The organism is Phaeodactylibacter xiamenensis (assembly GCF_000759025.1).
GTDB classification, from domain to species: domain Bacteria; phylum Bacteroidota; class Bacteroidia; order Chitinophagales; family Saprospiraceae; genus Phaeodactylibacter; species Phaeodactylibacter xiamenensis.
Map to the genome: position 1 here is coordinate 154,321 of NZ_JPOS01000019.1, position 23,236 is coordinate 177,556.

Annotated in this window: 23 protein-coding genes and 4 tRNA genes; 11 read left to right on the plus strand and 16 right to left on the minus strand. The window is 49.9% G+C overall.

The features are described 5' to 3' along the window. Positions 1–182: 182 nt before the first annotated feature. On the plus strand, positions 183–1,412 hold the full coding sequence (locus IX84_RS09140) for a metallophosphoesterase (protein ID WP_044219102.1): 1,230 nt from the start codon (positions 183–185) through the stop codon (positions 1,410–1,412). Between the two features lie 9 nt (positions 1,413–1,421). Here the strand turns inward: IX84_RS09140 and IX84_RS09145 are convergent, their stop codons facing one another. Beyond that, positions 1,422–2,249: a universal stress protein gene (locus IX84_RS09145; protein WP_044219105.1), complete on the minus strand. Its 828-nt coding sequence runs from the start codon at positions 2,247–2,249 to the stop codon at positions 1,422–1,424. A 107-nt stretch (positions 2,250–2,356) separates the two neighbouring features. Continuing rightward, the gene (locus IX84_RS09150; RefSeq protein ID WP_044219108.1) at positions 2,357–2,818 is read right to left on the minus strand and encodes a CBS domain-containing protein; all 462 of its coding nucleotides are present in this window, start codon (positions 2,816–2,818) and stop codon (positions 2,357–2,359) included. A gap of 220 nt (positions 2,819–3,038) precedes the next feature. Between IX84_RS09150 and IX84_RS30865 the strand changes: the two genes are divergently transcribed. Further along, positions 3,039–4,679, plus strand: a complete 1,641-nt coding sequence (locus IX84_RS30865; RefSeq protein WP_052515897.1) for an adenylate/guanylate cyclase domain-containing protein — start codon at positions 3,039–3,041, stop codon at positions 4,677–4,679. A gap of 177 nt (positions 4,680–4,856) precedes the next feature. Beyond that, a complete protein-coding gene (locus IX84_RS09165; RefSeq protein ID WP_044219113.1) occupies positions 4,857–6,224 on the plus strand; it encodes a DUF5723 family protein in 1,368 nt (455 codons plus the stop codon). Here IX84_RS09165 and IX84_RS09170 read toward each other — a convergent pair. Then, positions 6,211–6,591 carry a hypothetical protein gene (locus tag IX84_RS09170; protein WP_044219116.1) on the minus strand — a complete coding sequence of 127 codons (381 nt, stop codon included), beginning with the start codon at positions 6,589–6,591 and terminating at the stop codon, positions 6,211–6,213. The two genes, IX84_RS09165 and IX84_RS09170, sit on opposite strands and share 14 nt — an antisense overlap. Positions 6,592–6,699: 108 nt before the next feature. Here IX84_RS09170 and IX84_RS09175 point away from each other — a divergent pair. The 4 genes from IX84_RS09175 to IX84_RS09190 all read left to right on the plus strand — a co-directional run bounded on the left by IX84_RS09175 (position 6,700) and on the right by IX84_RS09190 (position 7,118). Next, positions 6,700–6,769, plus strand: a tRNA-OTHER gene (locus tag IX84_RS09175). A gap of 46 nt (positions 6,770–6,815) precedes the next feature. After that, positions 6,816–6,883, plus strand: a tRNA-OTHER gene (locus IX84_RS09180). 46 nt (positions 6,884–6,929) lie between these two features. After that, a tRNA-OTHER gene (locus IX84_RS09185) sits at positions 6,930–6,997 on the plus strand. Between the two features lie 47 nt (positions 6,998–7,044). Further along, positions 7,045–7,118, plus strand: a tRNA-Met gene (locus tag IX84_RS09190). Positions 7,119–7,276: 158 nt separating this feature from the next. Here IX84_RS09190 and IX84_RS09195 read toward each other — a convergent pair. The 11 genes from IX84_RS09195 to IX84_RS09245 all read right to left on the minus strand — a co-directional run bounded on the left by IX84_RS09195 (position 7,277) and on the right by IX84_RS09245 (position 16,296). Continuing rightward, positions 7,277–8,020: a hypothetical protein gene (locus IX84_RS09195; RefSeq protein WP_044219118.1), complete on the minus strand. Its 744-nt coding sequence runs from the start codon at positions 8,018–8,020 to the stop codon at positions 7,277–7,279. A gap of 275 nt (positions 8,021–8,295) precedes the next feature. Next, on the minus strand, positions 8,296–8,490 hold the full coding sequence (locus IX84_RS09200; protein ID WP_044219120.1) for a hypothetical protein: 195 nt from the start codon (positions 8,488–8,490) through the stop codon (positions 8,296–8,298). Further along, positions 8,471–8,719: a hypothetical protein gene (locus tag IX84_RS09205; protein WP_044219123.1), complete on the minus strand. Its 249-nt coding sequence runs from the start codon at positions 8,717–8,719 to the stop codon at positions 8,471–8,473. The genes IX84_RS09200 and IX84_RS09205 overlap by 20 nt, the downstream gene beginning before the upstream one ends. A gap of 245 nt (positions 8,720–8,964) precedes the next feature. After that, positions 8,965–10,206: a DUF6371 domain-containing protein gene (locus tag IX84_RS09210; RefSeq protein WP_052515898.1), complete on the minus strand. Its 1,242-nt coding sequence runs from the start codon at positions 10,204–10,206 to the stop codon at positions 8,965–8,967. An 89-nt stretch (positions 10,207–10,295) separates the two neighbouring features. Then, positions 10,296–11,585 (minus strand): hypothetical protein, encoded by a 1,290-nt coding sequence (locus IX84_RS09215; protein WP_152604976.1) that lies wholly within the window; start codon positions 11,583–11,585, stop codon positions 10,296–10,298. Between the two features lie 77 nt (positions 11,586–11,662). Then, positions 11,663–11,956: a helix-turn-helix domain-containing protein gene (locus IX84_RS09220; protein WP_044219128.1), complete on the minus strand. Its 294-nt coding sequence runs from the start codon at positions 11,954–11,956 to the stop codon at positions 11,663–11,665. Between the two features lie 20 nt (positions 11,957–11,976). Beyond that, positions 11,977–12,177 (minus strand): hypothetical protein, encoded by a 201-nt coding sequence (locus IX84_RS09225; RefSeq protein WP_044219130.1) that lies wholly within the window; start codon positions 12,175–12,177, stop codon positions 11,977–11,979. 441 nt (positions 12,178–12,618) lie between these two features. Continuing rightward, complete coding sequence (locus IX84_RS09230; RefSeq protein WP_044219132.1) at positions 12,619–12,882, minus strand: hypothetical protein; 264 nt, start codon at positions 12,880–12,882, stop codon at positions 12,619–12,621. A 12-nt stretch (positions 12,883–12,894) separates the two neighbouring features. Beyond that, positions 12,895–13,269, minus strand: a complete 375-nt coding sequence (locus IX84_RS09235) for a hypothetical protein (protein ID WP_044219141.1) — start codon at positions 13,267–13,269, stop codon at positions 12,895–12,897. Positions 13,270–13,387: 118 nt separating this feature from the next. After that, positions 13,388–14,914, minus strand: a complete 1,527-nt coding sequence (locus IX84_RS09240; protein ID WP_044219144.1) for a hypothetical protein — start codon at positions 14,912–14,914, stop codon at positions 13,388–13,390. A gap of 89 nt (positions 14,915–15,003) precedes the next feature. Beyond that, complete coding sequence (locus tag IX84_RS09245; RefSeq protein ID WP_044219147.1) at positions 15,004–16,296, minus strand: site-specific integrase; 1,293 nt, start codon at positions 16,294–16,296, stop codon at positions 15,004–15,006. A 227-nt stretch (positions 16,297–16,523) separates the two neighbouring features. Here IX84_RS09245 and IX84_RS09250 point away from each other — a divergent pair, with 227 nt between their 5' ends. After that, the gene (locus IX84_RS09250; protein ID WP_044219149.1) at positions 16,524–16,808 is read left to right on the plus strand and encodes a GIY-YIG nuclease family protein; all 285 of its coding nucleotides are present in this window, start codon (positions 16,524–16,526) and stop codon (positions 16,806–16,808) included. 118 nt (positions 16,809–16,926) lie between these two features. Next, positions 16,927–17,064 carry a GIY-YIG nuclease family protein gene (locus tag IX84_RS32065; protein ID WP_081968674.1) on the plus strand — a complete coding sequence of 46 codons (138 nt, stop codon included), beginning with the start codon at positions 16,927–16,929 and terminating at the stop codon, positions 17,062–17,064. 33 nt (positions 17,065–17,097) lie between these two features. Here the strand turns inward: IX84_RS32065 and IX84_RS09255 are convergent, their stop codons facing one another. Beyond that, positions 17,098–18,243 (minus strand): lytic transglycosylase domain-containing protein, encoded by a 1,146-nt coding sequence (locus IX84_RS09255; protein WP_044219152.1) that lies wholly within the window; start codon positions 18,241–18,243, stop codon positions 17,098–17,100. Between the two features lie 565 nt (positions 18,244–18,808). Here IX84_RS09255 and moaD point away from each other — a divergent pair. After that, on the plus strand, positions 18,809–19,051 hold the full coding sequence (gene moaD / locus IX84_RS09260) for a molybdopterin converting factor subunit 1 (RefSeq protein WP_044219155.1): 243 nt from the start codon (positions 18,809–18,811) through the stop codon (positions 19,049–19,051). Between the two features lie 206 nt (positions 19,052–19,257). Continuing rightward, positions 19,258–22,050, plus strand: coding sequence for a tetratricopeptide repeat protein (locus IX84_RS09265; protein ID WP_081968675.1), 2,793 nt, complete (start codon positions 19,258–19,260; stop codon positions 22,048–22,050). Positions 22,051–22,053: 3 nt separating this feature from the next. Here the strand turns inward: IX84_RS09265 and IX84_RS09270 are convergent, their stop codons facing one another. Continuing rightward, a complete protein-coding gene (locus tag IX84_RS09270) occupies positions 22,054–22,935 on the minus strand; it encodes an SDR family NAD(P)-dependent oxidoreductase (protein WP_044219160.1) in 882 nt (293 codons plus the stop codon). Between the last annotated feature and the right edge of the window lie 301 nt (positions 22,936–23,236).

Here is a 23,236-nt window from a genome sequence, read left to right on the forward strand (position 1 = left end):
TCCGCTTATTAACGGCCCCCGTTTACACTTTAGTATAGGGTGGCTGTTTTTTGCTAATGAAAAGCAAATTAAGGTGCCGGGCACTGACTAAAATCAAAGAGTGGCCGAAAAAATCATGACATTCATCAGTTTGCTGAAACAATATCAAAGTTGCCCTCTTTGTACATAGAAATACGGAGTTTATGCGCCTTCTTATCCTGCTCATTTTGTTACTTGTTTTTGATGGTTATGCCTTTATGGCTGTGCGCACGCTCGCCCACAGCTGGCAGCCGAGCCTGCGGTACCTGCTATACGGTATTTACTGGGCGGTGCCAGTGCTTTTGCTGACCTGGATGCTGGGCAGTGATGCAGGGTGGTTTGAAAACTGGCCAAAATCAACGGTAACTGTCGTTCGCACCTTGTTTTTCATTGTTTACATTTCCAAAATGCTGGTTGCTGCTGTAATGGTGGTCGATGACCTTCGGCGGCTCATTGGCTGGTTGGCAACTCAGTTGGGCAGTGGTGTGGAGTTTAGCGCCGGCCGCTCCCGCTTCCTGGCTCAGCTGGGGCTGATGCTTGGTGCAGTACCCTTCTTTAGTCTTATATATGGTATGGTGCGCAATCCTTACCGCTACCGCCTCTTTACGGAGAAAGTCCGTATTCCTGGTTTGCCGGATGCGCTGCAGGGGCTCAAAATTGTACAGATTTCAGATATACACTCCGGCAGCTTCCTGCACAAGGAACCGGTCCGTAACGCCGTAGACCTAATCAATGCACAGCAGCCGGACCTGGTCTTCTTTACGGGCGACCTGGTGAACAATAAAGCAGAGGAAGCCCAGCCCTTTGTGGATGTGTTTGACAAAATCAACGCCCGCTACGGAGCCTATTCGGTTCTAGGCAATCATGACTATGGAGACTACGTGCGATGGGGTACTGATTCAGAGAAAGTAGCCAATATGGATTTACTGAAAGATACCCACCGCCGTATCGGCTGGGACCTCCTGCTGAACGAACACCGTACCCTGGAGGTGAACGGTGCCAAAGTAGCAGTTATCGGTGTGGAAAATTATTCGACACATCCGCGCTTCCCCAAATACGGCGATCTGAAGCAGGCCACCGAAGGGCTTGGCATGGCTGACCTCAAGTTGCTGCTGTCGCATGACCCCTCGCATTGGGAAGGGGAAGTCACGAATGATTATCAGGACATCGCCATTACCTTTTCCGGGCACACCCATGGTATGCAGTTTGGGGTGGAAATCCCCGGGTGGATTAAGTGGAGCCCCATCAAATACGTCTACACGCAATGGGCAGGTCTGTACCAAAGCGGGCGGCAATTCCTGTACGTCAACCGTGGTTTAGGCTACCTCGGCTACCCTGGCCGTGTAGGTATTCTACCGGAAGTTACGCTTATTGAGTTGCAAAAAGATGCCTAAATGAAGGCTTTAATCGTCGTAGTGCATCACCAGTAACGGTACCGTGGTGTGGAAGACAACCTGCTGAGTCACACTCTTATGGAAGAGCCGCTCCAGGAAGTTGCGGTGCATTGTGCCCATGACGATAAGGTCTGCCCGAATATCGCTGGCATACTGAACAATACCCTCCTGCACATTGGGGCATTCGATCTCCACTGAATTGAAGCCGATGGTCGAAGTGCCATACAATTGAGCCTGTTCGTACAAGACTTCTTCTACGTGGTAGGGCGACTTGGTTTCGTTATCAATGTGTACAAAGTGGATATTGTTGATTTCGGGGCCGGTAATGGTGAGTAGTTTTTTTACCATTGCTTCATCTGCAGCCTGATAATTGCTGGCGTAAACCACCTCCTCGAAGTTGCCGCACTTGCAGTTACCGGGAACAAGCAGGACCGGGCAGTGGGCAAAGCGTGCCACGTGGGTGGAAACACTGCCAAAGGCTTTTTCCAAAAAGTTGCCTTCCCCGGTAGTGCCCATGATAATCAGATCGTACCCTTTTGACATCCTTACGATTTCTTCAGAAGCGAAACCAATATTCAGGATGGGTTTAGGCAGCGTTGCCACACTACTACCGCTATCCCGGGTATTGCCTTCGATGAACTGATCGAGCAGCTCCCGTTTGATGCTGTCAAACTCGGCAGCGGGCATGTCGAGATAGGGGTTGGAGTAGTCGAAGGAAGGGTGGTAGGCGTGCATGGTGTCTACCTCCGCGTTTTGCCGTTCTGCAACAACCTGTGCAAATTGGAAGGCATTAGCAGCGATGGCGGAAAAATCTGTGGGAACCAGTATCTTTCTCATAAGGCAGGGCATTTAATCAATAAAGGAGCAGTCAAAAAACACTGCGCCCGCGTGAGCTTCAGGCGGGCGCAGGAGGGCACAAAGCTGTTGCGCCCCTGTAATGACTGCTAATGTTGTTTCTTGCTTTCCAGAATTTCTTCTGGTGTCACTTTGGTAGCGGCAATGGCTTTAATGATGTCAAAGGTGGTTAGAATGCCTTCGAGCTCACCATTTTCGCTGACTACGGGAACGGCATGGAAGCGGTTCTCCAGGAAAACTTCCAGTGCTACGTTGATGCGGTCATCTGGAGAAAGCTTGGCAATCCCCTTAGTCATAATGTCTTCCACGTTGTAGGCCCGCATGCGCGCTTCATTCACAAAGCGGTCTTCCTGGTTGCGGTTGAAGCCGCGCAGGAAATGCATGAAGTCAGTCTTGCTGATGATGCCCACCAATTCCTTGTAGCGGACTACCGGAACATGGTGGATGCGGTTGTTGTCGAAAATTTCCTTCACGGCGGTTAGCTTATCACCGGTGCTTACAGTGATGAGTTTGGTTGTCATGATACTCTTGACAGGATCTAGGACGTTCATTGTTTTAGTTTTTTCGTATTAATGAGGCAATTGGCTTTTACACTGCTAATATGCGCAAAACATCGTTGAGGGCTGTTGACATCCGTCATAGCAGTTTTATGATTTTCATCATTATACGGTTTTCCTTCTTTTCTAGCGCGGAGTTTGTATTTTTGTTTTCTCTATTTGACCTGATATCAGCCGGAGACTTGCCGGTATCTAAACAGTTGCTTTTCTTTTTATGAGGTTATTGATCATTTTTGCTTGTTGCTTATTTGTGGGGTTTGCTTTTGGTCAGGATTCTATTGAAGACCTGAAAAAGCAGCTGGAGCAGGCGGGTAGCAGCAAAGAAAAAATGTACCTGCACTACGACCTGGCTGAGGCTTACCTGCGCAGCAATACGGAGGCTTCTATTGAGCAGGCTAAACTGGCGCACCGCTTAGCCACGGAGATCAATAATTCGAGCATGGGTGCAGAAGCCGCTTTCCTGGTGGGGCGGGGCTATGAGCGCGATCGCGATGAGCGGAACGCCGAGGTTTGGTACCGTACTGCTTTAGCTAAGGCGAAGGACGCCGGGGATTCTGACCTCATTATCAAAAGCGTGGAACGCCGCAGCCGGCTCGCCGAAAAAGATCGTAACTATCGCAAGGCTTACCAGATTGTAGAAGAGGCGTTCAATTACTTCAGTCAGAACGGTACGAGTATCAGTGATCTGGAGCGCAAATATGAACAGCAGCGTAAGGCACTGGACCAGGAGCGGCAGCGTCTGCAGGCTGAAATTGACCGTCTTTCAGAAGAGAAGGACTTGCTGTCTTCCGACCGTGACCAGTTGCAACAGCAGCAGCAGCGCCTCGTGCAGGAAAAACAGCAAGTGGAGCAAGAGGTCAATAAAAAGGAGGAGCGCCTTGCTGATGTCTCGGCTGCAAAGGCAAAAGCGGATTCTCTGGCTCAGCTTCAGGAAGTCAAAGTGAAACAGCTTTCCAGGCAAAAACTGGAGCAGGATAACGTGCTGAAAACCCAGGAAATTGAATTGAACAAGGCTATAATGGAGGCGGAGCGTAGTCAACGCGAAGCGGAGCGCAACAAAGAGCAGCGCAACCAGCTTATGATCCTCGCCGGTTCGGGTATCCTACTGACTTTGCTTTTGCTGGTACTCTTCCTCATCAGCCGCCGAAACCGACGCCAGCTGAAGGACAAGAACCGCATGATCGAACAGGAGAAGGAGCGGTCCAACGAACTGCTGCTGAACATCCTGCCTGCTAACATTGCTGAGGAACTGCGAGAGTATGGCAAAGCGCAAACCCGCAAGTACGATGAGGTCACTGTGCTTTTCAGCGACTTTATCAACTTCTCCAGGATTTCTGAGCAGCTTTCACCGGAAGAATTGGTGGAAGAGCTCGACCGCTGTTTCAAGGGCTTCGACTTTATCATCGGCAACTATCCGGAAATCGAAAAAATAAAAACGATAGGCGATGCCTACATGTGTGCTTCCGGTTTGGATAACCGAAAAACCATGCCGGGCAGTATGATCAAGGCAGCACTGGAAATGCAGGAGTACCTGGAGGAACAAAAACAGGAGCGTATGCGCCTGGGCAAGCCCTACTTCGAGGCTCGGATTGGCATACACACGGGCCCTGCCGTAGCAGGTGTGGTGGGTGTGAATAAATTTGCTTACGATATATGGGGCGATACGGTAAACACTGCTTCCCGCATGGAGACCAACGGGCAGGCCGGTCGGGTGAACATTTCAGAGGCGACTTACAACCTGATCAAATACCAGTTCGACTGTGAATACCGGGGCAAAGTACAGGCTAAAAATAAAGGCCTGATCGATATGTACTTTGTCAAAGGAGCCCGTGCCGGAGCTACGGTTTCTGTTTAGTGTTTAATCCCTGTAAGTATCGGGCCTGTCTTTATCGCCGTTGATTTAGCGGCAGCTATTCTACTGTTTGTCGGCAAGTGGCTGGTCCATTTGTACAATTCTCCGGTTGAAAATACCGTTCTTGCCCTTGCAACCATCCGCACACCCAATCCTGAATCTTTGAAATCAAAAGCTACCATGAGAATTAAGCTATTTTTGGGCGTTTTGGCATTGGCCGTTTTGCCTTCGGCTGTACTGCTAGCCCAGCAAGATTTGAGTACGCACTTTTTGCGGCATACCTGGCAGGCGAACCGCACGAATCCGGCATTTTTCCCGGAATATGAGATGGTGATTGGGCTGCCAGGCGTTTACAACAGCCTTTGGGTGGAAAACCTGACTTACAATACGCTTTTCGTTGAGGATGGTAATGGGAACCGGGTGCTGAATGTCGATCAGGCTATTCTCGGGATGGAGGACCGCAATGCCATACGCGAGAACCTCGATATTGAAACCCTAAGCCTGGGCGCGCGATTTGGGCCATTAGGGCTCAGCATTTCCCATACCTTTCGTTTCAACGCATTTATGGACTACCCAAAGACCTTGCCGCAGCTCATTTGGCAGGGCAATGCTCAGTTTATAGGAGAAGAAATTGAGTTCGCCCCCGATATAGATGTGCTAGGCTATCAGGAATTTGCGGTGGGGGCAATGGTTGAAGTCAGTGATGCGGTGGTCATCGGTGGACGGGCTAAGCTCCTTTCAGGTGCCGGCAGCATCAACAGTAGCCGGAATCAACTCCGGCTTCGAACGGACAGCGAGGTTTACCAGTTGACGCTGAATGCTGATTATCAGGTCAACAGCGCTTCTTCTCTTACTTACGATGGCTTTGATGACATTCAGACCAACTTCGATTTTGGGACGTTCTCTGCAGAGAGCCTGTTTACGGGCAACACCGGGTTTGCTTTTGACCTGGGAGCGCATGTGAAACTCGGCAAGCTTGAGCTGGCGGCTAGTGTGCTGGATATTGGCGGAATCGACTGGGATGAGGAAGTTAACAATTACAGTCTTAACGGCACCTATGAATATGAGGGGCTTGACTTTGCCCAGCGGATCTTTGATGATAGTACAAGTTTCGGTTCCGTTCTGGATACACTTGAAACCGTTTATGAAATAGAGGAAGGTTCAGAAGGTTTTCGGACCACCCTGCCTACCCGTTTTTACCTGAGCGCTACGTTGCGACTGCGCGAAAACTGGACTGTAGGGGGACTTATTTTTAGCGAAAGCTATCGTGGCAACACCTACCCGGCCGCCGCCCTATCCTCTAACTTGCAGGTTTTGCCATTTCTAAATGTCGGAGGGATTTACTCCTGGCGCAACAACCGCTTTGATAACCTGGGGCTGAATGCTACCCTTAAAGCCGGGCCGGTTCAACTGCTTGCTGCCACGGATAATATTCTGACCGTTTTCCAGCCCAAAGACAGCAATGCCAGTCACCTGCGTCTTGGCTTAAATCTACTCTTTGCGCCCCGGGAAAGCGAAATGAAAGATGCGGGCCCTAAGTGGTTTTGATGAGTCCGTCCTTCAGCCGCTGTGCCATCATGGTGAATATCCGTCGCACGGCTTCCTGTTCTAATGCAAGAAACTCGGTATATTCGGCTGTGGTGAACTGTCCAATTACCACACCAAGCAGCTGAAAGCGCAGCCGCTTATCTTTGCTGAGGCTGTGCTTAATTTGTGCCGCCTGATCCTGTGGGGACTGCTGTCGGAAACTGACTTTGCGCTTGTCCATCATGTGTAGAAAAACAGCCTGCAGCAGCTCATTCTGTAGTTTCAGCACAGGTCGGAGCGTCGCATTTTGGAAGTGCTCCGCAGGGGTGCTTTCAATATCCTTAGTTAGGACCTCAGGGCGTATACTGATTTTTTGATCGTCTGTCATTTTACACTTTTCCTATTTGAAAAAATATTCGCCAAAAAGGTTGCATGGAATAGAGTTAAAAATTTATCTTTGCAACCGCAAAAAGCAGAATGATGCTTTTATTTGATATGACGTGGTAGCTCAGCTGGTTAGAGCGCCCGTACGGGAGGTCGAGAGTTCAAGTCGCTCTCTCACGTATGGGAAGCGATAGTTCAGCAATAGAGAACCGCCTCAACGAGAAAAAATGACGTGGTAGCTCAGCTGGTTAGAGCGCCCGTACGGGAGGTCGAGAGTTCAAGTCCCTCTCACGTATGGGAAGCGATAGTTCAGCAATAGAGGACCGCCTCAACGAGAAAAAATGGCGTGGTAGCTCAGCTGGTTAGAGCGCCCGTACGGGAGGTCGAGAGTTCAAGTCCCTCTCACGTATGGGAAGCGATAGTTCAGCAATAGAGGACCGCCTCAACGAGAAAAAATGGCGTGGTAGCTCAGCTGGTTAGAGCGCAGCATTCATAATGCTGAGGTCGAGTGTTCAAGTCACTCTCACGCTACAATTTAGCCTTGTAAGTCATTGATTTACAGGGCTTTTTGTTTTTGTGAACTCCAAAAAGAAAGCCAAAAAAAAATTAATAAAAAAAAACCGTGCCCCGCAATGAAGGGGGCACGGCAAGCACATTCTAAAACCCTCTGTGAAAAAATAAAGTGCGCTTTATTGCTCGTCAAATGCTTTATAGCCTGGGTTCGCTGATTGCATTAAAACACTATCCTGCAAAAAATATTCGTAGGTCTTCAATCCTTTGGCGCTCTGGGTCTCCCTGTGTGACAGGAAGGGGATAAGCTCAGGGCGGTTCTGTGCCAGTCTGGCTTTTGTTATCATTTTGTCATAGTAGACATTAGCCAGGTTTATCAATTGTACTTCCGTTCTCAGCTTCTTAATGATCTGTGCCAGCTCTGGTTTGCTCACCATCATTGTATTGCGGCGTTCGATCTGGTTTTGCTCCTGGGCGCTGACGGGCACGGGCTTAAATTGCTGGGCGGTATCTGACCAATAGCGGCGGGGGTCTTGCGTGGCTAACTTGTCAACAGCTTCCCAGGCGTTGACCAGTCCGGTAACTTCATCGGGAGTAAAGCCCAAAGCAGCTTCCGCATACTCCGGGTTTATTTTATGCTTCCCGCCTTCCAGCTTCAGCCAAAGCCCAAAGGCTTCGGTTTTGATCTTCGTGCGTAGTTTGTCACGTTCCAGCCAAAACGTACTGCCTGGCACCTGGCTGAATAACAAAAACTGCTCTATGTCTGGATAAGGTACATTATCCTTCCGGTACAACTTACATACGGCTTCCCGGAGGGCTTCCAGGGCTTCCGCATTTAGGCGGCGGCGTTCCTGCAAAGCCTTTATTTCCCGGTCTGTTTGATCTTCCCTTATTTCAAAAACGGTGGGTTCCAGAACATTCATATTACGAAATTTAATAAATTATAAATAAGTGTAATTTGATAACTTGGTTTTCAGTTTTGACACAAAGAAATTTTAAAACCTTTAAACACTTGTTTATCAAGTGTTTAGGTGTTGTTTGTGTCCGTTTGTAGCGAAGCAGTAAAACCGCTGATAGCGTTAGATACCCGACTTCGCCTGTCGTGTTTTGCAATTGTGGCCCAAATGAATTTAGGATAAATGCAGGGGCGGTTAAATATTAGAGGGACCGCCCCCGCTGTCTATCGATACATTCATCTTTAGCCCCTGAATACAGTGGGGCGGGTTCCTTTATGCCAATCCCGCATGGTCTTTTCGTATTCGGCGCGGGCTTTCTTTTGCTCCGGGGTCTCTGCTCCGGTGGTGCCTTCATTTACTGCCTTCAGGAAGTTTACCAATGCTTCCTGGGCGGCGCTGTTCAAGTTGTTGAACTGTTCAATTAGTTGCTGTTCCATGATCTTCGGTTTTGTGGTAGTTATCCCGCCCGTGCTCTGCCAGCTCCCGGTAAACCATTTGCTGGACATATTCGGACAGGCTCAGGCGGGAGTCAAAAGCCAGGCGTTTCAGCTCGCGTTTTACAGCGGCTTCAATCCTTACACTGATCTTCCCGTACTTCCTTCCGCCTTCCCGGCTTGGTGCCCCTACCATATTTAATTTGTTGTTGTTGGTACAAATGTCGTACACTGTCACACAATTTGAAAGGACAAGGTTTTACAGTGGCTTTAATGCGCTGCCATATCCTGTAAATCAAACCTTTACGCTTTGGCGGTTCGTTTGGTGCGGGTGCGGCGGCGCTCATTGCCTGGGCTTCCGGCTCCGGTGTGGGCGCGCTGCGAAGTGCCAGGGGTTCCCCTTCCGGCTTCCGTGGTGGTCTGCCTCTCATTTTGTTGATTCCTAAACCTAGTCCTAGTTTCATAACTGTAAATCATTTAGTGGGTCAAAAAATAGTCTAACTGTCCCAGGGCAATTGCTACGGCTTGTTTCTCCTGATCTGTTTGGGGGGCAAGGTTCCAGGAAGCGGGCAAACCGTCACTGTCCATAAGTTGGCGGTGTGTGCCGTGCTTAAAGTGGAAGGTTTCCCACTGCCAGCCAGGCGGAAGGGTAAAGCCTTCCTGGGCTTCCTGATCTGCCTGGGCGGCTCTGCTCCGGCGCTCCAATAGTGCAGGTATGTAAAAATCTGCTATGTCGTCACCTTCCTGTATTTGCTCCGGTGTGGCGTATTGTTCCAGCTCTCTGAAAACTGATACCTGGGCGCAAACGTGGGCAATATTGCGGGCGGCTTCTTCCCAGTCTTCAATTGCGTTAAGGTCTGGGTATAGTATTACCTTCCGCCCTTCCAGGGCATGGTAAACGGTGGGGTCAGTCTTCCACTTTGCCCCGCTTTTTGCTCCTGTGCTTATCCAGACCTGATCTGGCTTAATAGATGCCATTATCATAGCGGTTTTTTCGCTCTCCACAATGGCAACGGGGGCGGAAGGGGCGGCGCTCAAAAGGTGCTCTCCGAAAAAACAGGCTTTTGTATTAGCGTTGTCTTTGCCCAATATCTGTTTTGAAATATCGGCAACGGGATTTCTATCCTTTGGGCAATTATAATACCCGTTCTTCCCCCATACTTTCACAGCGTTGACAGGTGCCTTTATCCGCTTCCCTGTTTCGGGGTTGTATGCCATTGCTTTAGCTCGGCAAATATTCCCGCCTTTGTCGATCATCCAAAATAAAGCGGCGTACCCGTCGTGGTTCTTAAACTTCTTTGAGGTGCCCAGCTTGTAAAGGTCAGCCAGGCGGGCGGCTTCGGCTTCGCCAAACAGCTTGACCAGGAAGCGGTAAAAATTGTTGTGCTCCAATTGTTGCCGGGTGCGCTCCAAATACCGGGGCGGTATGTAATCCACTGGGGGCGGTGGTGGTGGTGTGTAGGTCTTCAGGTGTTGATCTGATTGCAGCCAGGCGCGCGCTTCTTCCGTGGGATTGTCCAGGAAGTATTGGCGGGGCGTGTAATGATAGCCACATTTGTTTTCCCGGTTGCATTTGCCAACGTGCGCGGCTACGTGCTGCCCGGTCTGGGTATCAATATACCGGGTAAACTCCCTGGGCTTGCCACAGCCTGGGCAGCGGTGCCGGGTGCGGCTCCCTTTGTATGGTTCCAGGATAAATTGGTGTTGTGCGGTGGTCATATTCGGAAGGTTCGCGGGTCAATAAATAGGGGCGCGCGTACCCACCTGACCCAACCCACCTACCTATATAGGGGTTGGGTTGGGTCGGGTCACTCATTTACAGGCGCGCGCTCGGTGGTTTCAGTAGTGGTTGTATCGGTCACTAATCGGTACATTTTGGCGTTTCTAGCACCTGTGAAGACTTCCAGCCAGGCGGGCGGCTCTTTTTCCAAATCAATAAGTCTTCTTTTTACCGTTTTGTCACTTGTGCTATCCTTTGCGTCAGGCGCTTTATCTTTATTGATTTCTTCGGTAATTACCTGTGTTGCATCGTTGCGGCTGATTTCTCCATTCTCAGCCCTTCCCAATGCCCAAAACAGTTCGTCTTTCACTTCCGTTACAGGTGCCTTTTCCTGATGTTCCTGGTTGACTTCGGCTACCAGCTCCGGCGGGGCGATTATAAGCCCGTTAGCCTGGGGTGAAAACGTAAGGTTTAGGGGTGCGGGGCGCTTCCCCCTTCTCAGCTTCCTAAACTTGACCTGTATCAATTCGGAAGGCTCACCGTTGCTTTTCTTCTTAAACCCGATCTGCAAAGCGGTACTGGCTTTATTCATTGCTTCCGTGCCCAGGTGCCCCCGTGCCTTTGCTTCAATGCCCCCTGGGTTCTCATGGATAATCAGAATGAAAGTACATTCCTGATCTTCGCACAGATTGCCAATGAAGTCAAAAAGCTTCATTGATTCCTGTTCGTTGTTAAAACTGCTTACGCAATCGGTCACAACGTCCAATAAGATAACCAGGTGTTGTTTGGTGGTCTCCCTTATGTGTAAAATCCATGTTTTGAGCACTTCCAGCCTGTCTTGCCTGGGAAATGGCTTTAGGGAGGTGTATTTGAAGTTGTCCGGGTCTTCTTTTTTGTTATATCCAGCTTTACCCTTTATACTTTGGATTGCAAAAGGGAGTTCGTCTTTTAAATTGCGTTCGGTATCAACCAGGGCAACGGCGGGGCGCTCCATTGGATTTTTGGCAAAGCCTACAAAGTGATCTTTGTGTACTTCCCTCCTTTTGAGCAAAAGAGATACCAGCAATTCAGCCAGGCGGCTTTTGTGGCTCCCTTCCCGCCCCTGGATAGTGTTGATAGTGTACTTCCTGATAATGGGAAGTTCTCCAAAGCTTATGATTTCAGGGGCAAATTGTATATCTGCCTTACTGGCTTCCCTCAATCTTTCCTCAATGGCTTTGAGTTGATCTAAGTATTTGCCTTTGTCGTTCGCCTGGGCTTTGGTGATTGGATGGGGTGGGTCTGGGCTTGTGTGTGTGTTTATGGCTTGATCTAAGCCCTTTATTACTTCGCTATTTGCGGGGGATTCTGTTTTGCTGTATATTGTGGACATCATCATGTTTTGAAGGTTAAAGACCTGATAAACAAATCAATAGCCTGCCCCTGGTGCAACGGGGGCAGGCTTCGTTTTTAGGCTTAGTTCTCAATTTTGTTTCGCTCTATGTACGCTAACACTTCGGAACGTTTGAAACGTACACCCGTACCAATCCGGTAGCCTTTCAGCTTGCCATCATAATACAGTTTGTCAACGGTGGAAGGGGAAACACTAAGCAATTGCCCCGCTTCCTTTTTGGTCAGTAAAGGGTCACTGGCTGTTTGTTCGTTCGCCAGGCGTTCCCATTCATTGAGGGCAGCGGCAACGGCTATTTGTGCGGCTTCCTTTACGATCTGTGCGGCTTGTTGCTCGCTTAGTACAATAATCCGGTTCATTTTCACAGTGGGTTTAATGGTTAAAGTTGATGGTTCACAGTTATTGAAATTCCTTCCTGCTTCAGGTTGTCTATCATCATTGCATTGATGTAGTCCGTCAGGTTCATGCCTTTGCGCTTCGCCACTGCTTCCAGCTCCTTTTTGATCAGGCTGTTTGTGCGCATACTAATCAGCACGTCTTTTACGTAGGTGGCGTCTTTGATAACTAATTGCTTGGTCATGGATAAAGAGTTTTTGTTGTTAAAAAATTGATAGTTCAAAAATATTGGGGTTTGGTATTTCCTGAAAGGACAAGGTTTTGAGCATCAAAAAGGGCTATAAAAAGCGTTTATAGGGCTTTGATATATAGCCCCTGTTAAATTTCAGGACAGGCGTTTTTTTGGTCAATCGGGCTTCCGCCCAGTATTGGTAAGGGTTTCAGCCCGAAATACGATCGCGCTAACGAAAGTTGCCAAAAAGTTTGCCTGTTAAATTTCAGGACAAGCGTTTTTGGGGTCAATCGGGCTTCCGCCCAGTATTGGCAAGGGTTTCAGCCCGAAATACTGTTGAGTTACCGAAAGTTGCCAAAAAGTTTGCCTGTTAAATTTCAGGACAGGCGTTTTTTGGGTCAATCGGGCTTCCGCCCAGCACTGGCAAGGGTTTCAGCCCGAAATACGATTGACTTAACGATTTTTTGAAATTTCTTCCCTTGCCCGTCTTTTTTCTTCGTATTCGATTCCTTCATAGTGGGCTTTCAGAATGGCTTTTGCAGTCAGGTCAGTTATCAGTGCGGTAACTAGATAAGTTTTGTTTGTCACCATTCCTGATTGTTCCTTTAGCCCAGGAAGGTAAAGCAGCTCTGTGATAAGGTCGTACAACTCGCAAGCGGGCATTTTGTCCAGGTTGTCAAACCCGCGTTCCAGGTCTCTAATACATTGGTCAGTCATTGGTCAGTTATTTTAGAGGTTGGTAAAATGATCTTTGATAAAGGTCTTCAGCTCTTTTTCCGCTTCGATCAGTTGCTTTGTATTGCGGGCTGTATTGGCTTTCCTTCGGAGGTGGTCCACCGTCTTCAGGTCTCCGTTGGTGGCTTCGACAATTCCCCGCAACCATTGGAAATTTTCATCTTCGCAAATGTCAATATTGAGGACCAACAGGGAAGGCGGTAACAACTCTTTACTTATTGTTGGGGCTTCGTGGCTCCCGTTCAGCTTCGCCACTTGCTGGGCGGCTTCCTTCCGGGTGGGGTGGTCACTATCTGGGTGCCATTCTCCATTGGGGGAATGAAAGCCAACGGTGAAAAGGGTGGGTTCGGTCTGGATATATACGTACATCGTTATACTGTTTTGAGAATGAATAGAATAAGCAGCACGGCGGAACCTATCAGAATATCGCGTAAGATGTTCCGCCCTTCCTGCTTCAGCTCTTTACGGTCGGTCTGTATTTTCACTTTCATGCCTTCCGCTTTGTGGCTTCCGCCTGGTTTATCAAATTGGCATAGTGTTCCACCCACTGGGCGTTGTTGTCCAGGGCGGCGGCGGTGCGCTTTGGTACGGGCTTGCCTTCCTTCTCATACCGGAGTGCTTTTTGCTGATGTTTGCCCAGGCGCTTTTTGTACTCTTTCAGGCGCTGTTTGAGGTGCCGTAGGTCGGGCGTTTCATAACTGCTTTTCGTGTGTGGCTCCGGTGCTTCCGGTTCGTGTTTCGTGTGTGGTGTTCGTGCGTTATAAAGGGCACGGGAAGTATTGGCGGCTTCCGGGTCTGTGCCGGCGGTCTTAAATCCTATCTGCCGGCGCTTTGGCTGTATGTAAATTGTGTTGTCATCGTCTTCCCCTTCCACCTGCAAATTGATAACGATGTTTGCCAATTGCGTAGGGTCGTATAATTCAGCAGGGCGGGCGGGCAGTGGTGCGGCGGGGGTCTTTTCGGCAAAGGCGGTGATCTTTGACCGGAGGGCGTATTGTACCCGTTCCCGGAGGGCTTCCCAGGCTTCCACCAATGCGGGCGGGTTAACATCGTATTGGGAAAGCTCCACTGTTTCCGTTATCCCGCTGCCCTTGCGGTGTATGCGTTCCAGGACAACGGAAGCGGCAAATACGATCAATGCAACCACAGTAAACCAGCCCAGCCCGCCCCCATAGGCGGCAACGGTGGCGGCACGTTCGCCCGCTGCGGCTTCGTTTGCTGCCTTCACTTCGCCCGCTGCGGTGCGGCGGTCAGCCTGGGCGGTGCCTAGTGCGGCTTTGTAGTCATTGCGGGCAGTGCTAAGGGCTTCCGCTTCCTGTGCTTTGAGTCCTGCCAGTGCGGCGGCGGCTTCCGCTTCCCGGTCTGCTATCAGTTGGCGGGCGCGGTCTTTCTGGGTGCCGTAGCTGTCACCCGTGCGGCGCTCCCGGTTGTACCAGTTGGACAGCTCCCGTTTGGCGGCGTTGACCTTCCCGGCTCCGGCGGTCTGGGCGGCGGTGATCTGGGCGGCGTACTGTTCCACAATACGGGCGCTATCATTTGCCCAGGCGGAAGCCAGGCGGGCGGCTTCAGCTTGGTAAATACTGTCAGCCTGGGCGGTGGTCTGTTCCGTAGCTTCCGGCGTGAACTCGTTTACTATCGTCTTTGAGTTGCGGAAGGAAAGCAGACCGGAAGCGGTAAACAGTACGGCGGTCAGTAACCAAATACTTATGGTCATTGCCAAATGAAGCCCTTTGTACCTGCGGTAAAGTATAGCGTCAACGGTCTGTGGTGCCAGCACTCGCAAACCTAGCTCAATGATAGCGGTGCCGATAACGGCAACGGCGGCGGCAAAGTAAAGGGCAAGGGTAGGGAAGACAGGCAGCAGGGCAGTATAAGCGGCGGCGTATATTCCGCCAACTTCCGTAAGACCTGAAACGATCTGGGCAAATAGCCCGCTTGCCTTGATTGATCTGGCTAAACGTGCGTACACGTCGAAAAATGCGCGCTCCTTTGGGGCGCTCTGTAAGGATTTCATAACTTTAACGGTTATTTGTTTAACAATACCCGCCCGCTGGAAGACTCGCCAAAGTTCAACACCAGCGGTGCGGGTTTTTACTTCCTCATTTATTCGCGCTTTTTCAGCACTTCCAAAGCCATTTTGGCAAATTGCCTGGCGGCTTGTTCCTTACTTACGTCTATGTATTCAAAAAACTGCTTTTCGGTAGTGTGCCCGGTGATCTGCATAAGCAGGGCGGCGGGTATTCCAGCTTCCCAAAAATTACTGGCAAAGCTCCGGCGGGCGGCGTGGCTGCTCACCCGTTCCCATTTCTTCACTATTTCCGCTTTGGTGTCTCCGCCTTCGGAGTAAATCCGCTGAAAGCGGCTATCTTTCAAAGCGATTTTGCAAACGGTCTTTATATTCCGGTTTAAGGTATGTATATCCATTTCCGGCAATTGATAGTTGTACTTTTCCAGTATGCCAGCCAGCACGGGGAAGACAGGCACCACAACCCGATTTCGTACTTTTTGGGTCAGGATCTGGATCAACTGCCCTTCCGGTTCCTCAATGATGTTTTCCCGGTTCACCTTGTACCAGTCAGAAAAGCGGGTGCCTATGAAACAGCCCGCCAAAAACAAGTCCCTTACCCGTTCCAGGTGCGGTGTATCGGTCAGGTCGAGTTCTGCCAGGGCTTCCAGTTCTTCAAATGTCAGCCTTACTTTTCCTTTAGTCTTGACACGGCGAAGCCCAAAGTCTTTCTGGGTATAAATGCGGTTGGAGTGTAAGCCCCGTTTTTCGGCTTCCCTCATAAACTGTTTGGTGACGGCTAATATCTTCGCAGCGTTGTTTTGGGAATGGCTCCGGGGCGGGGAGTAAAGCCAGTTGATAAAGTCGTTTCTGAACTGCCAATCTATATCTGAAAAGCCCAGGGTGTCTTTGCCGTGCTCGGCTGCAAATTCCCGGAGGTGGTTAAATACCGTCAGGTATTTCTTCCAGGTGCCCCGCTTGGCGTTGGGCTTGGTCTGCTCTGCCTTGATAAACTGCTCTGCAAATTGAAATAGGTTGGTGGCTTTGGCGTTGGGGTCTTCAATCCTTCCACAACGTATTGCCATTTGTTCTTTGAACAGCTCCGGGGTTAGGTCTCTGCCGTAGTCGTAGTCCACAAAGATTTCCTGGGCGATTTCTGCAAAGCGTTCCAGGCGTTGGTTTATATCCCGGTGCACATCTTCTTTGCCCCGTACTTGCTTTACCCGTTGGCGCTTGGGGTTCCAGTGCTTGGTTTCAATATTGATAGAGGTTGAAAAGTGGGTGCGCCTTCCGTTGATGTTAAACCGTAGTTGTATCAGACATTGACCGTTTGGGCGGCGGTTAATGATCTGGTAACGGGGGGTTGGTATTTTCGGGCGGTATGGCTTCATTTATTCGATGTTTAGAACAAATATATAAACACCTGCCTAAACTCCAAAATGCCTAAATGAAACAAGGTTTACACGTGCTGAATTAGTTAAGATATTATTTATTGTGCTGTTAATGTGTAATATATATATTGTGGATTATTATCTATTATAGATATTCAAAAAACTCTCACGCTACAAAAGGCATCTCAATATGAGATGCCTTTTCAATTTTCAAAACCGCCTCTCTAATGTTTTACTTCTACGTCCTCTACAGCCTGAAAGACAACCGCCTGTACAAGGGTGCGACCTCGAATTTGCTGCGCAGGCTGCAGCAGCATAATGCGGGCGGGACCCGCTCAACGAAGCACCGCCGGCCGTTAATATTGCTGTACTTCGAAGAATATGCAGAGCAATCGGCCGCGTTATCACGAGAGCGCTGGTCGAAGTCATTGGAGGGCGGTGCTGCTTTGCGGGAGCTATTAAAATCGGCGGGCTTGCTAAATGAAGAGGGCCAGATCAATCTGCCTGGATAGCAAGCAGGTTAGAGCGCTGTATTCATAATGCTGAGGTCGCCCGTACGGGCTCACGCTACAAAGCCTTCACCGGATCCGGTGGAGGCTTTCGTGTTTGCAGCCCCATTCAACCGACGACATGCACTACTTCTACGTTCTCTACAGCCTGAAAGACAACCGCCTGTACAAGGGTGCGACCTCGAATTTGCTGCGCAGGCTACAGCAGCATAATGCTGGCGGGAACAAAAAAGGCCCTCCAAAGGGGAGAGCCTTTTAATCAATAAACCTTATTTATGCGAAGTTTTAATCCTTAGGGTTTAATGTAGCCAGAGCCATCGTTGGTCACGTAAAGCGATAATTCCTGGTGTACGAATACCTCGGTCTCTCTGAGTTGGTTCCATTGCCGGATTTGAGCTTCGGTGATGTTGAACCGCTTTGCTACATCGCCAATGGTTTCCCCCGGGCGTACCTTGTAGTCCATGTGGAAAGTATTGGGGTAGAGCAACTGATAATCCGGAGCGTACTGGCCTGAACGAGCTGCGATGAGCGGTTTGAGGTTCTTTATCCCTGCGGCTGGTAGCAACAGATAGTGGCCATCTTCACGCTTGGGGATAATGCTTCCCCGGTAAGCCGGATTCAGCTTGCGAATATCACTCACTGCTACGCCTGAAGCGTGTGCAATCTCTCCAAAAGTGAAGCGCTCGTAAAGCTTGATTCCACTGATTGACTGGTTGAAAACGCCACGGGAATCTGGCTTTAGGCCATGGTGGCTGTAGTAGTTGGTGATGTAGGCCGCAGCAATAAACCTTGGCACATAGTGACGGGTCTCCTCCGGAAGGAAGTTGGCAACCGTGTAGAAGTCCCGGCTGCCGGCTTGCTTAATCGCTGCATTGACCCGTACGGGCCCACAATTGTAGGCCGCAAGCACGAGCGACCAGTCCTTGTAGTGGCTATGCAGGCGGGATAGCATTAAGACGGCTGCTTCCGTTGACCGGTACACATCGTAACGCTCATCTACCTGATGGCTCACTTCGAGGTCGTACAAGCGTGCGGTAGGCCGAATGAATTGCCACAGTCCGGCAGCACCTGCATGAGAGGAAGCCGCTGTCTGCAGCTCTGTTTCAACTACAGGCAGATAGCGGAGCTCACGGGGAAGCCCGTGCAAGCTCAGGTAGTGCTCAAAAATGGGGAAAAAAGCCGTTGTGCGGCCAAGCATACGCTCTGTATCACGGTAGCCATCTGTGACGTAATCCTTGATGCGGTTACGTACTTCCAGATCGTACCTGGCTTCGAAGGGAATAGTGAGGCGGTCGATCCGCTCTTTCACTTTGTCCTCTATCTCTGAAGACCAGCGAGCATTAAAGTCGGCCGATCGTTCGGAGAAGGGGTCAGATTTGGGCGTAGCGGTCAGGCTGTTCACTGCCAAAACAGCTACAATTGTCCATGGGAATTTCATGCCTTTGGGTTTTGCATGAAGCTTTACTGCATAGGGTTTAGCCTTTTATGCAGCATGAGTATCAACCGGACTGCATAAAGCAGCCCTCCGATACTCAGCACAGCTGCCGGGAAAAGCAGCTGTGAGCCAACAACTAGTTTTATACTCTTCTTGTTTTCGTACATGTATCAAACGCAAGGTCCGCACGGATGCTGATCTTCATTTGATGGGGCAAAACTATTCTCTTTACCGTTAAAAGTCAACGATTTGTCTTTGCCCTCCCATTTTTATCACCTGAGCACGTAAGGTGTTACCACATGTGGAGAAAAAATATGTTTCGTGTGGGGAACTAAAATTCTGCTTGTGACCACTGTTTTTTCGCCCAAAAAGAATATTATACCTTACTATGGGGTGCATTCAGTAGTTCGTACCGGCTCAAAAGCGGGTGGGCTACGGAGGGTTTAACAAGTGTTAATGTTTTGTTAATAAAAATAATTTTATGGAGATTGCGAGCGTGAAATGGAGTTTTCTAATGTCATTTTTACAGCTCTCAGGTCTCCGAATGGTAAGATAAAGGAAGTCTGTCATGGAGATTCAAATTATTGCGTTCGGTATCGCAAAGGATATACTTGGCAATAGTCAGTTTACGTTGGAGCTGCCGTCAGAAGCAACGGTCAGCGATCTGAAAGTCAAATTAACGGAACAGTTCCCTGAGTTTGCTAAGCTGGCTTCTCTTTCCGTTGCGGTCAATACCAGTTATGCAAAGGATGATCAACCCCTGCAGCCGGAGGATGAAGTCGCCATCATACCCCCCGTAAGTGGAGGTTAGCAGTTGTTCAGCTACGGAAAAAACCTTATCTTGGGGAGATTAGTATATAAAAAAATGGCTGGCTTCACTGCCAGCTCTTTTTGGCTCCCCCTGCTGAAGACTCCCCTTGGACATATCAAAAAGCAAGCATACTCAAAGTGCCATTTTTTCCCGGCACCCAACATACTTTCAGGAGTTGTATTTGACGGATTGACCATGTTCTTACTATGAGAAAAACTGTACTGATTTTAATAGGTGTCTGCGCCTTTAATATGCTGCATGCGCAGCCGCCGGGCGTTGCTGGTCAACATCAGAACCGGGCAGCCTCCCTGTTGCTCAGTCATGATTTTGAATCCGCAATTTCTGAGCTGAGACAAGCTGCTGCCCACTACAAAGCTGCTGCGTCCTGGCCTTACTATTTTTCCTGCCTCAACCAGATCACTCAGGCTCAGCTCGAACTCGGGCAATTAGATGCCGCTAAACAAACCGCTAAACAGGCGCTCTGGCAAAGTATTGAAACCCTCAGCCGTAATAATGATGAAGCTGCCAAAGCCGCCCATAAACTTGGGCAGGTGTACGAAGCCGCTGGCCGTTTTGGGGACGCAATGGAGTGCCATCGGATGGCTTATGATATTCGTGAAGATCTGTTTTCAAGGGAACATCCTCAAACAGCGGCTTCACTTCTGTTTATGGCTGTTACCGCGCGCAATCAGGATTCTTTTGGCAGTGCAGTGGCTTTTCTGGAAGAGGCGGAAGAAATCCTGGCCAAATACTACGACGCAGGTCATCCGGAATTAAGCCGGGTATGGGAAGAAAGAGGTATGCTCTACGAAAAACAAGAGCTGCTCCCTAAGGCCCGAAAGGCTTACGAGGAGGCTATATCCATATTAAAGGTGTTCCCTAATCAGTATCCGGAGGCTTTGGGGCGAAATTGGTGCCGGTTGGCCAGATTGTTGCCTGAAGGCGAGCGCGCCCAGGCCTATCAGCGGGCCTACCATTTGTTCGAAGCTAATGAGCGCATGCAAAATAGTTTCGCTGGAGAAGCCGCCCTTGAACTGGCCAAAGATGCACTGCATGCAGGGCAACCGGCTTTAGCCGTCCAAATAGCAGAACGTGCCGTGCGCAACCCTGGGGTTCGGTCTTCTGCTTTTCCACTACTGGCAAAGTCGTACCTTTTGCTGGGGCAGCTCGAGCCCGCACTTCAGCACTTTCGGCAATGGATTAGCACTTCTCCGGGTGCCCTCCATCCTGCCGACTGGGCCAACGCAGTGGAATTAGCCCTGCTGAGTGGAGCAAGGGCTGAAGCGCTGCAATGGAGCAAGCTTTTCGCTGAGCGTAGCGAAAGCCTCCTTCCACGTTATTTTGTAGCCCGTGCCTATGCGGCTTTTGGCAACGAAACGAGAGCCCGGCAAATCCTGAATCATATCGCCCGCTCCACGGAGCCTGCAGCCCTAAAAGCACTGGCCGAGGAAGCCTTGGGTGAAATGGAGTTTCAAAGCGGGAATACAGAACAGGCGATGGTGCATTTTAAGTCGGCCCTGCACCGGGCTGGGTACCATGAGTTTAACCAAATCCGACTGCTTTATGCTATGGGCCAGGTACATACACTGCTGGCTGGTCAGGACCGGCATACTATTGACAATATTAAAGCTGGCAGGGAGTACTACGCTGAGCTGCAGAACCGGCTGGAGCTTCTGTTATCCAAGCCGCTTACGCCATTTGAGGCACACTGGCTGAAGAACCATTTGGAAGATATCTTCAACAGTGGGATACAGCACCTTTATCTGCAGCAGCAATACGTCAGAGATGGCTTTTCGGTTGAGGATGCCTATAATTGGTTTGAATTTGGCAAAGTCGCCTTTTTTAATTTTCACGATGTGGAAGCCTATACTGCTCCTGCTTTCTGGAAGTACCGGTCACAACGGCTGGACAATGCATATCCGTATGAGAATGGCAGGGCTTCAGGAGTAATTTCGGCGGTAGGCGAGGTGTGGGCTGGTTTACGCTCGCAACAGGCAACGCAGCTAAGGTATAAAGTAGAGCACAGGCCCTTGCAGGAGTTTGAGGCTGTATTGGCATCACTAAGTTTACGGAGCTACCACTACTGGGTTGCGGATCAGAATTTATACATTTTACAATTGGGAGCAGGGATTGGACGGTTGTACCGAAAGCATATAGAGATCGATCAGAACGGGCAAATAAAAAGCCTTAGCGGGCGGACGTTGTTTCCAGGTTTGGAAGCGTTGGATAACAGGGAAATTTCCGGGCTGTTGGTACTGCCCAGCCATCAGTTAGCGATGTACCCCTTCAATAAGGCAGAGCTGGAGGCAGGAAGTGTTTCCGAGGCTTATCTCATACACCGCCATCTTTGCGCTGCGTCTTTTCTTGCGGACCTTTCTACTGCTGACCAGTTGCCTGGTGCTGAAGCGGATGCTTATTTCTTTCAAAAAGAGCCTTCTGACAAAAATAGTGGTGCGGCCGTGGCCATGCCTACAAGCCACTCATCAATCCATAATTGCTTCTCTGTCCTGTCCGACTGGCTGAGCGCCTCCAAGGCATTAATCAACCTGCGGGTTCCCGATGAGGCCGTGAATGCCCGTTTGCTATTGACGGCGGACGCCGGCAGCGCGCTGGCGCTGGCAAATTCCACATTGCCCCGTACCAGGTACTTGGCGCTGGATGAGGCTTATACCGATTATTGGGGCAACAGTACAACGGGCCTGATCAACCGGGTACGCGCTCAGCAGCATTTTATTGGAACCTTCATCGAGCAGCAGGACCTCTGCCAGGACCCCGAGGTATACGTGGATTGGCTGGATGCTGCCACATCCTCACTAAACCCCATAGAGCAACTGGCTGTCCTACAGGCACAGCCGGCGTATGAAGTCCTTCAAGCGGTGCGTACTTTTGGGGCACCCTACAGCCAGTCAGGAAAGACCGCGGCTTCAGATATCCCGGTTTTCTGGATTCTTGGCGGCGTGTTCGGGCTGATCCTGACCGGGCTATGGGTCAGGCGGTAAGCCTTAGGATAAAAGCATTTCCTGTATTTCCCGGTAGGAAACAATCGTTGAATTTGTGTTGGTAGCACAAGTATCCCAAAGTTGCTGGTTGAACGCTATGTTGTAAGTGATTGGGGAAGATTTGACAATCTGCCCCTTGAAAAGATATTTTCCGCTAAGCCGCTCGTAGTCATCGGAAAGGGACAAACGCAAGAGTGCGCTAATGGATTCTTCTGAAGTACGCTCCCAAAAGCGGGTAGCCATTTTGACCGCCCAGTGGAGGAAGCGGGGCACTTGCTGAATGGTGGCCGGATGGTGTGCACCGGTTGAAAAGGCATGGACATCTATTCCTGTGCCAGACAAACGACGATTGAGCTCGTAAGTCCAGGACAAGCGGGCCAGGGCAACTTGCCGCTGTGCATCCCGAATGGAAAAGTTGTACTTCAATCCCGGGTCGTTAAAGTTGATGGCACCCAGCCGGTGGGATTCATAAGTCAGATTGAGGACCCGTGCACCATCCGCAGCCATCAGCAGCGAGCTTAGCTCATTGGTGAAAAGGTAGGGCGCAAGCACGTTGTAGGCGAAGTTGCGTTCTTTACCATTTGCAGTGAGCTTCCGGATGGGGAAGTAAGCCTCCGCCAGGTTGAGGAGCAAATGGACAGACCGGTAGTTATGCAGGATTTCCTGTGCTTTCGCTTTGATATCCTCTTGTGAAAACCAGTCAACAAGGACAAGGTCAATATCCGGATTTTGGCTTTCTTCGATCAGTTTGACCCTTGCTTTGCGGGCCCGTTTTTTGTTGTCACAGACCATTACGACAGTCGCGCCTTCCCGGGCAAGCCCGCGGGCGGCAGCGTAACCCAGCCCGGACTCGGCGCCGGTTACGAGGCAGGTAAAATCTTTCATTTGTTGTTTACAGTTTATGCTCAGGGCTTCTCGAAAAATAAGTTTTCCAATTGGGTTTTGCTTTGATGAGGGACAAAACCAACCATCGGGCGGGTTTTGGGACTTATCAAGGCAAAAGCTACAAGAGCAATTGGAAAACTTATTTTGCCCCACTACTAATGTTCATGGGCTGCCTCCTAACTTGCGAACAGGAAGGATAGCAGCAATACGTCCTTTACGGTTGTATTTAATCGCTAAAAACAATAATAAATTGTGATAGAGCGAAAATAAGCACCTTAGGGCGCCCATGCGGTGATTTTTG

What these genes read in the sequence shown, in the direction of transcription:
- IX84_RS09140 (WP_044219102.1), top strand. Translation starts at nt 183, where the DNA reads ATGCGCCTTCTTATCCTGCTCATTTTGTTACTTGTTTTTGATGGTTAT.
- IX84_RS09145 (WP_044219105.1), bottom strand. Translation starts at nt 2,249, where the DNA reads ATGAGAAAGATACTGGTTCCCACAGATTTTTCCGCCATCGCTGCTAAT.
- IX84_RS09150 (WP_044219108.1), bottom strand. Translation starts at nt 2,818, where the DNA reads ATGAACGTCCTAGATCCTGTCAAGAGTATCATGACAACCAAACTCATC.
- IX84_RS30865 (WP_052515897.1), top strand. Translation starts at nt 3,039, where the DNA reads ATGAGGTTATTGATCATTTTTGCTTGTTGCTTATTTGTGGGGTTTGCT.
- IX84_RS09165 (WP_044219113.1), top strand. Translation starts at nt 4,857, where the DNA reads ATGAGAATTAAGCTATTTTTGGGCGTTTTGGCATTGGCCGTTTTGCCT.
- IX84_RS09170 (WP_044219116.1), bottom strand. Translation starts at nt 6,591, where the DNA reads ATGACAGACGATCAAAAAATCAGTATACGCCCTGAGGTCCTAACTAAG.
- IX84_RS09195 (WP_044219118.1), bottom strand. Translation starts at nt 8,020, where the DNA reads ATGAATGTTCTGGAACCCACCGTTTTTGAAATAAGGGAAGATCAAACA.
- IX84_RS09200 (WP_044219120.1), bottom strand. Translation starts at nt 8,490, where the DNA reads ATGGAACAGCAACTAATTGAACAGTTCAACAACTTGAACAGCGCCGCC.
- IX84_RS09210 (WP_052515898.1), bottom strand. Translation starts at nt 10,206, where the DNA reads ATGACCACCGCACAACACCAATTTATCCTGGAACCATACAAAGGGAGC.
- IX84_RS09215 (WP_152604976.1), bottom strand. Translation starts at nt 11,585, where the DNA reads ATGATGATGTCCACAATATACAGCAAAACAGAATCCCCCGCAAATAGC.
- IX84_RS09220 (WP_044219128.1), bottom strand. Translation starts at nt 11,956, where the DNA reads ATGAACCGGATTATTGTACTAAGCGAGCAACAAGCCGCACAGATCGTA.
- IX84_RS09225 (WP_044219130.1), bottom strand. Translation starts at nt 12,177, where the DNA reads ATGACCAAGCAATTAGTTATCAAAGACGCCACCTACGTAAAAGACGTG.
- IX84_RS09230 (WP_044219132.1), bottom strand. Translation starts at nt 12,882, where the DNA reads ATGACTGACCAATGTATTAGAGACCTGGAACGCGGGTTTGACAACCTG.
- IX84_RS09235 (WP_044219141.1), bottom strand. Translation starts at nt 13,269, where the DNA reads ATGTACGTATATATCCAGACCGAACCCACCCTTTTCACCGTTGGCTTT.
- IX84_RS09240 (WP_044219144.1), bottom strand. Translation starts at nt 14,914, where the DNA reads ATGAAATCCTTACAGAGCGCCCCAAAGGAGCGCGCATTTTTCGACGTG.
- IX84_RS09245 (WP_044219147.1), bottom strand. Translation starts at nt 16,296, where the DNA reads ATGAAGCCATACCGCCCGAAAATACCAACCCCCCGTTACCAGATCATT.
- IX84_RS09250 (WP_044219149.1), top strand. Translation starts at nt 16,524, where the DNA reads ATGTTTTACTTCTACGTCCTCTACAGCCTGAAAGACAACCGCCTGTAC.
- IX84_RS32065 (WP_081968674.1), top strand. Translation starts at nt 16,927, where the DNA reads ATGCACTACTTCTACGTTCTCTACAGCCTGAAAGACAACCGCCTGTAC.
- IX84_RS09255 (WP_044219152.1), bottom strand. Translation starts at nt 18,243, where the DNA reads ATGAAATTCCCATGGACAATTGTAGCTGTTTTGGCAGTGAACAGCCTG.
- moaD (WP_044219155.1), top strand. Translation starts at nt 18,809, where the DNA reads ATGGAGATTCAAATTATTGCGTTCGGTATCGCAAAGGATATACTTGGC.
- IX84_RS09265 (WP_081968675.1), top strand. Translation starts at nt 19,258, where the DNA reads ATGAGAAAAACTGTACTGATTTTAATAGGTGTCTGCGCCTTTAATATG.
- IX84_RS09270 (WP_044219160.1), bottom strand. Translation starts at nt 22,935, where the DNA reads ATGAAAGATTTTACCTGCCTCGTAACCGGCGCCGAGTCCGGGCTGGGT.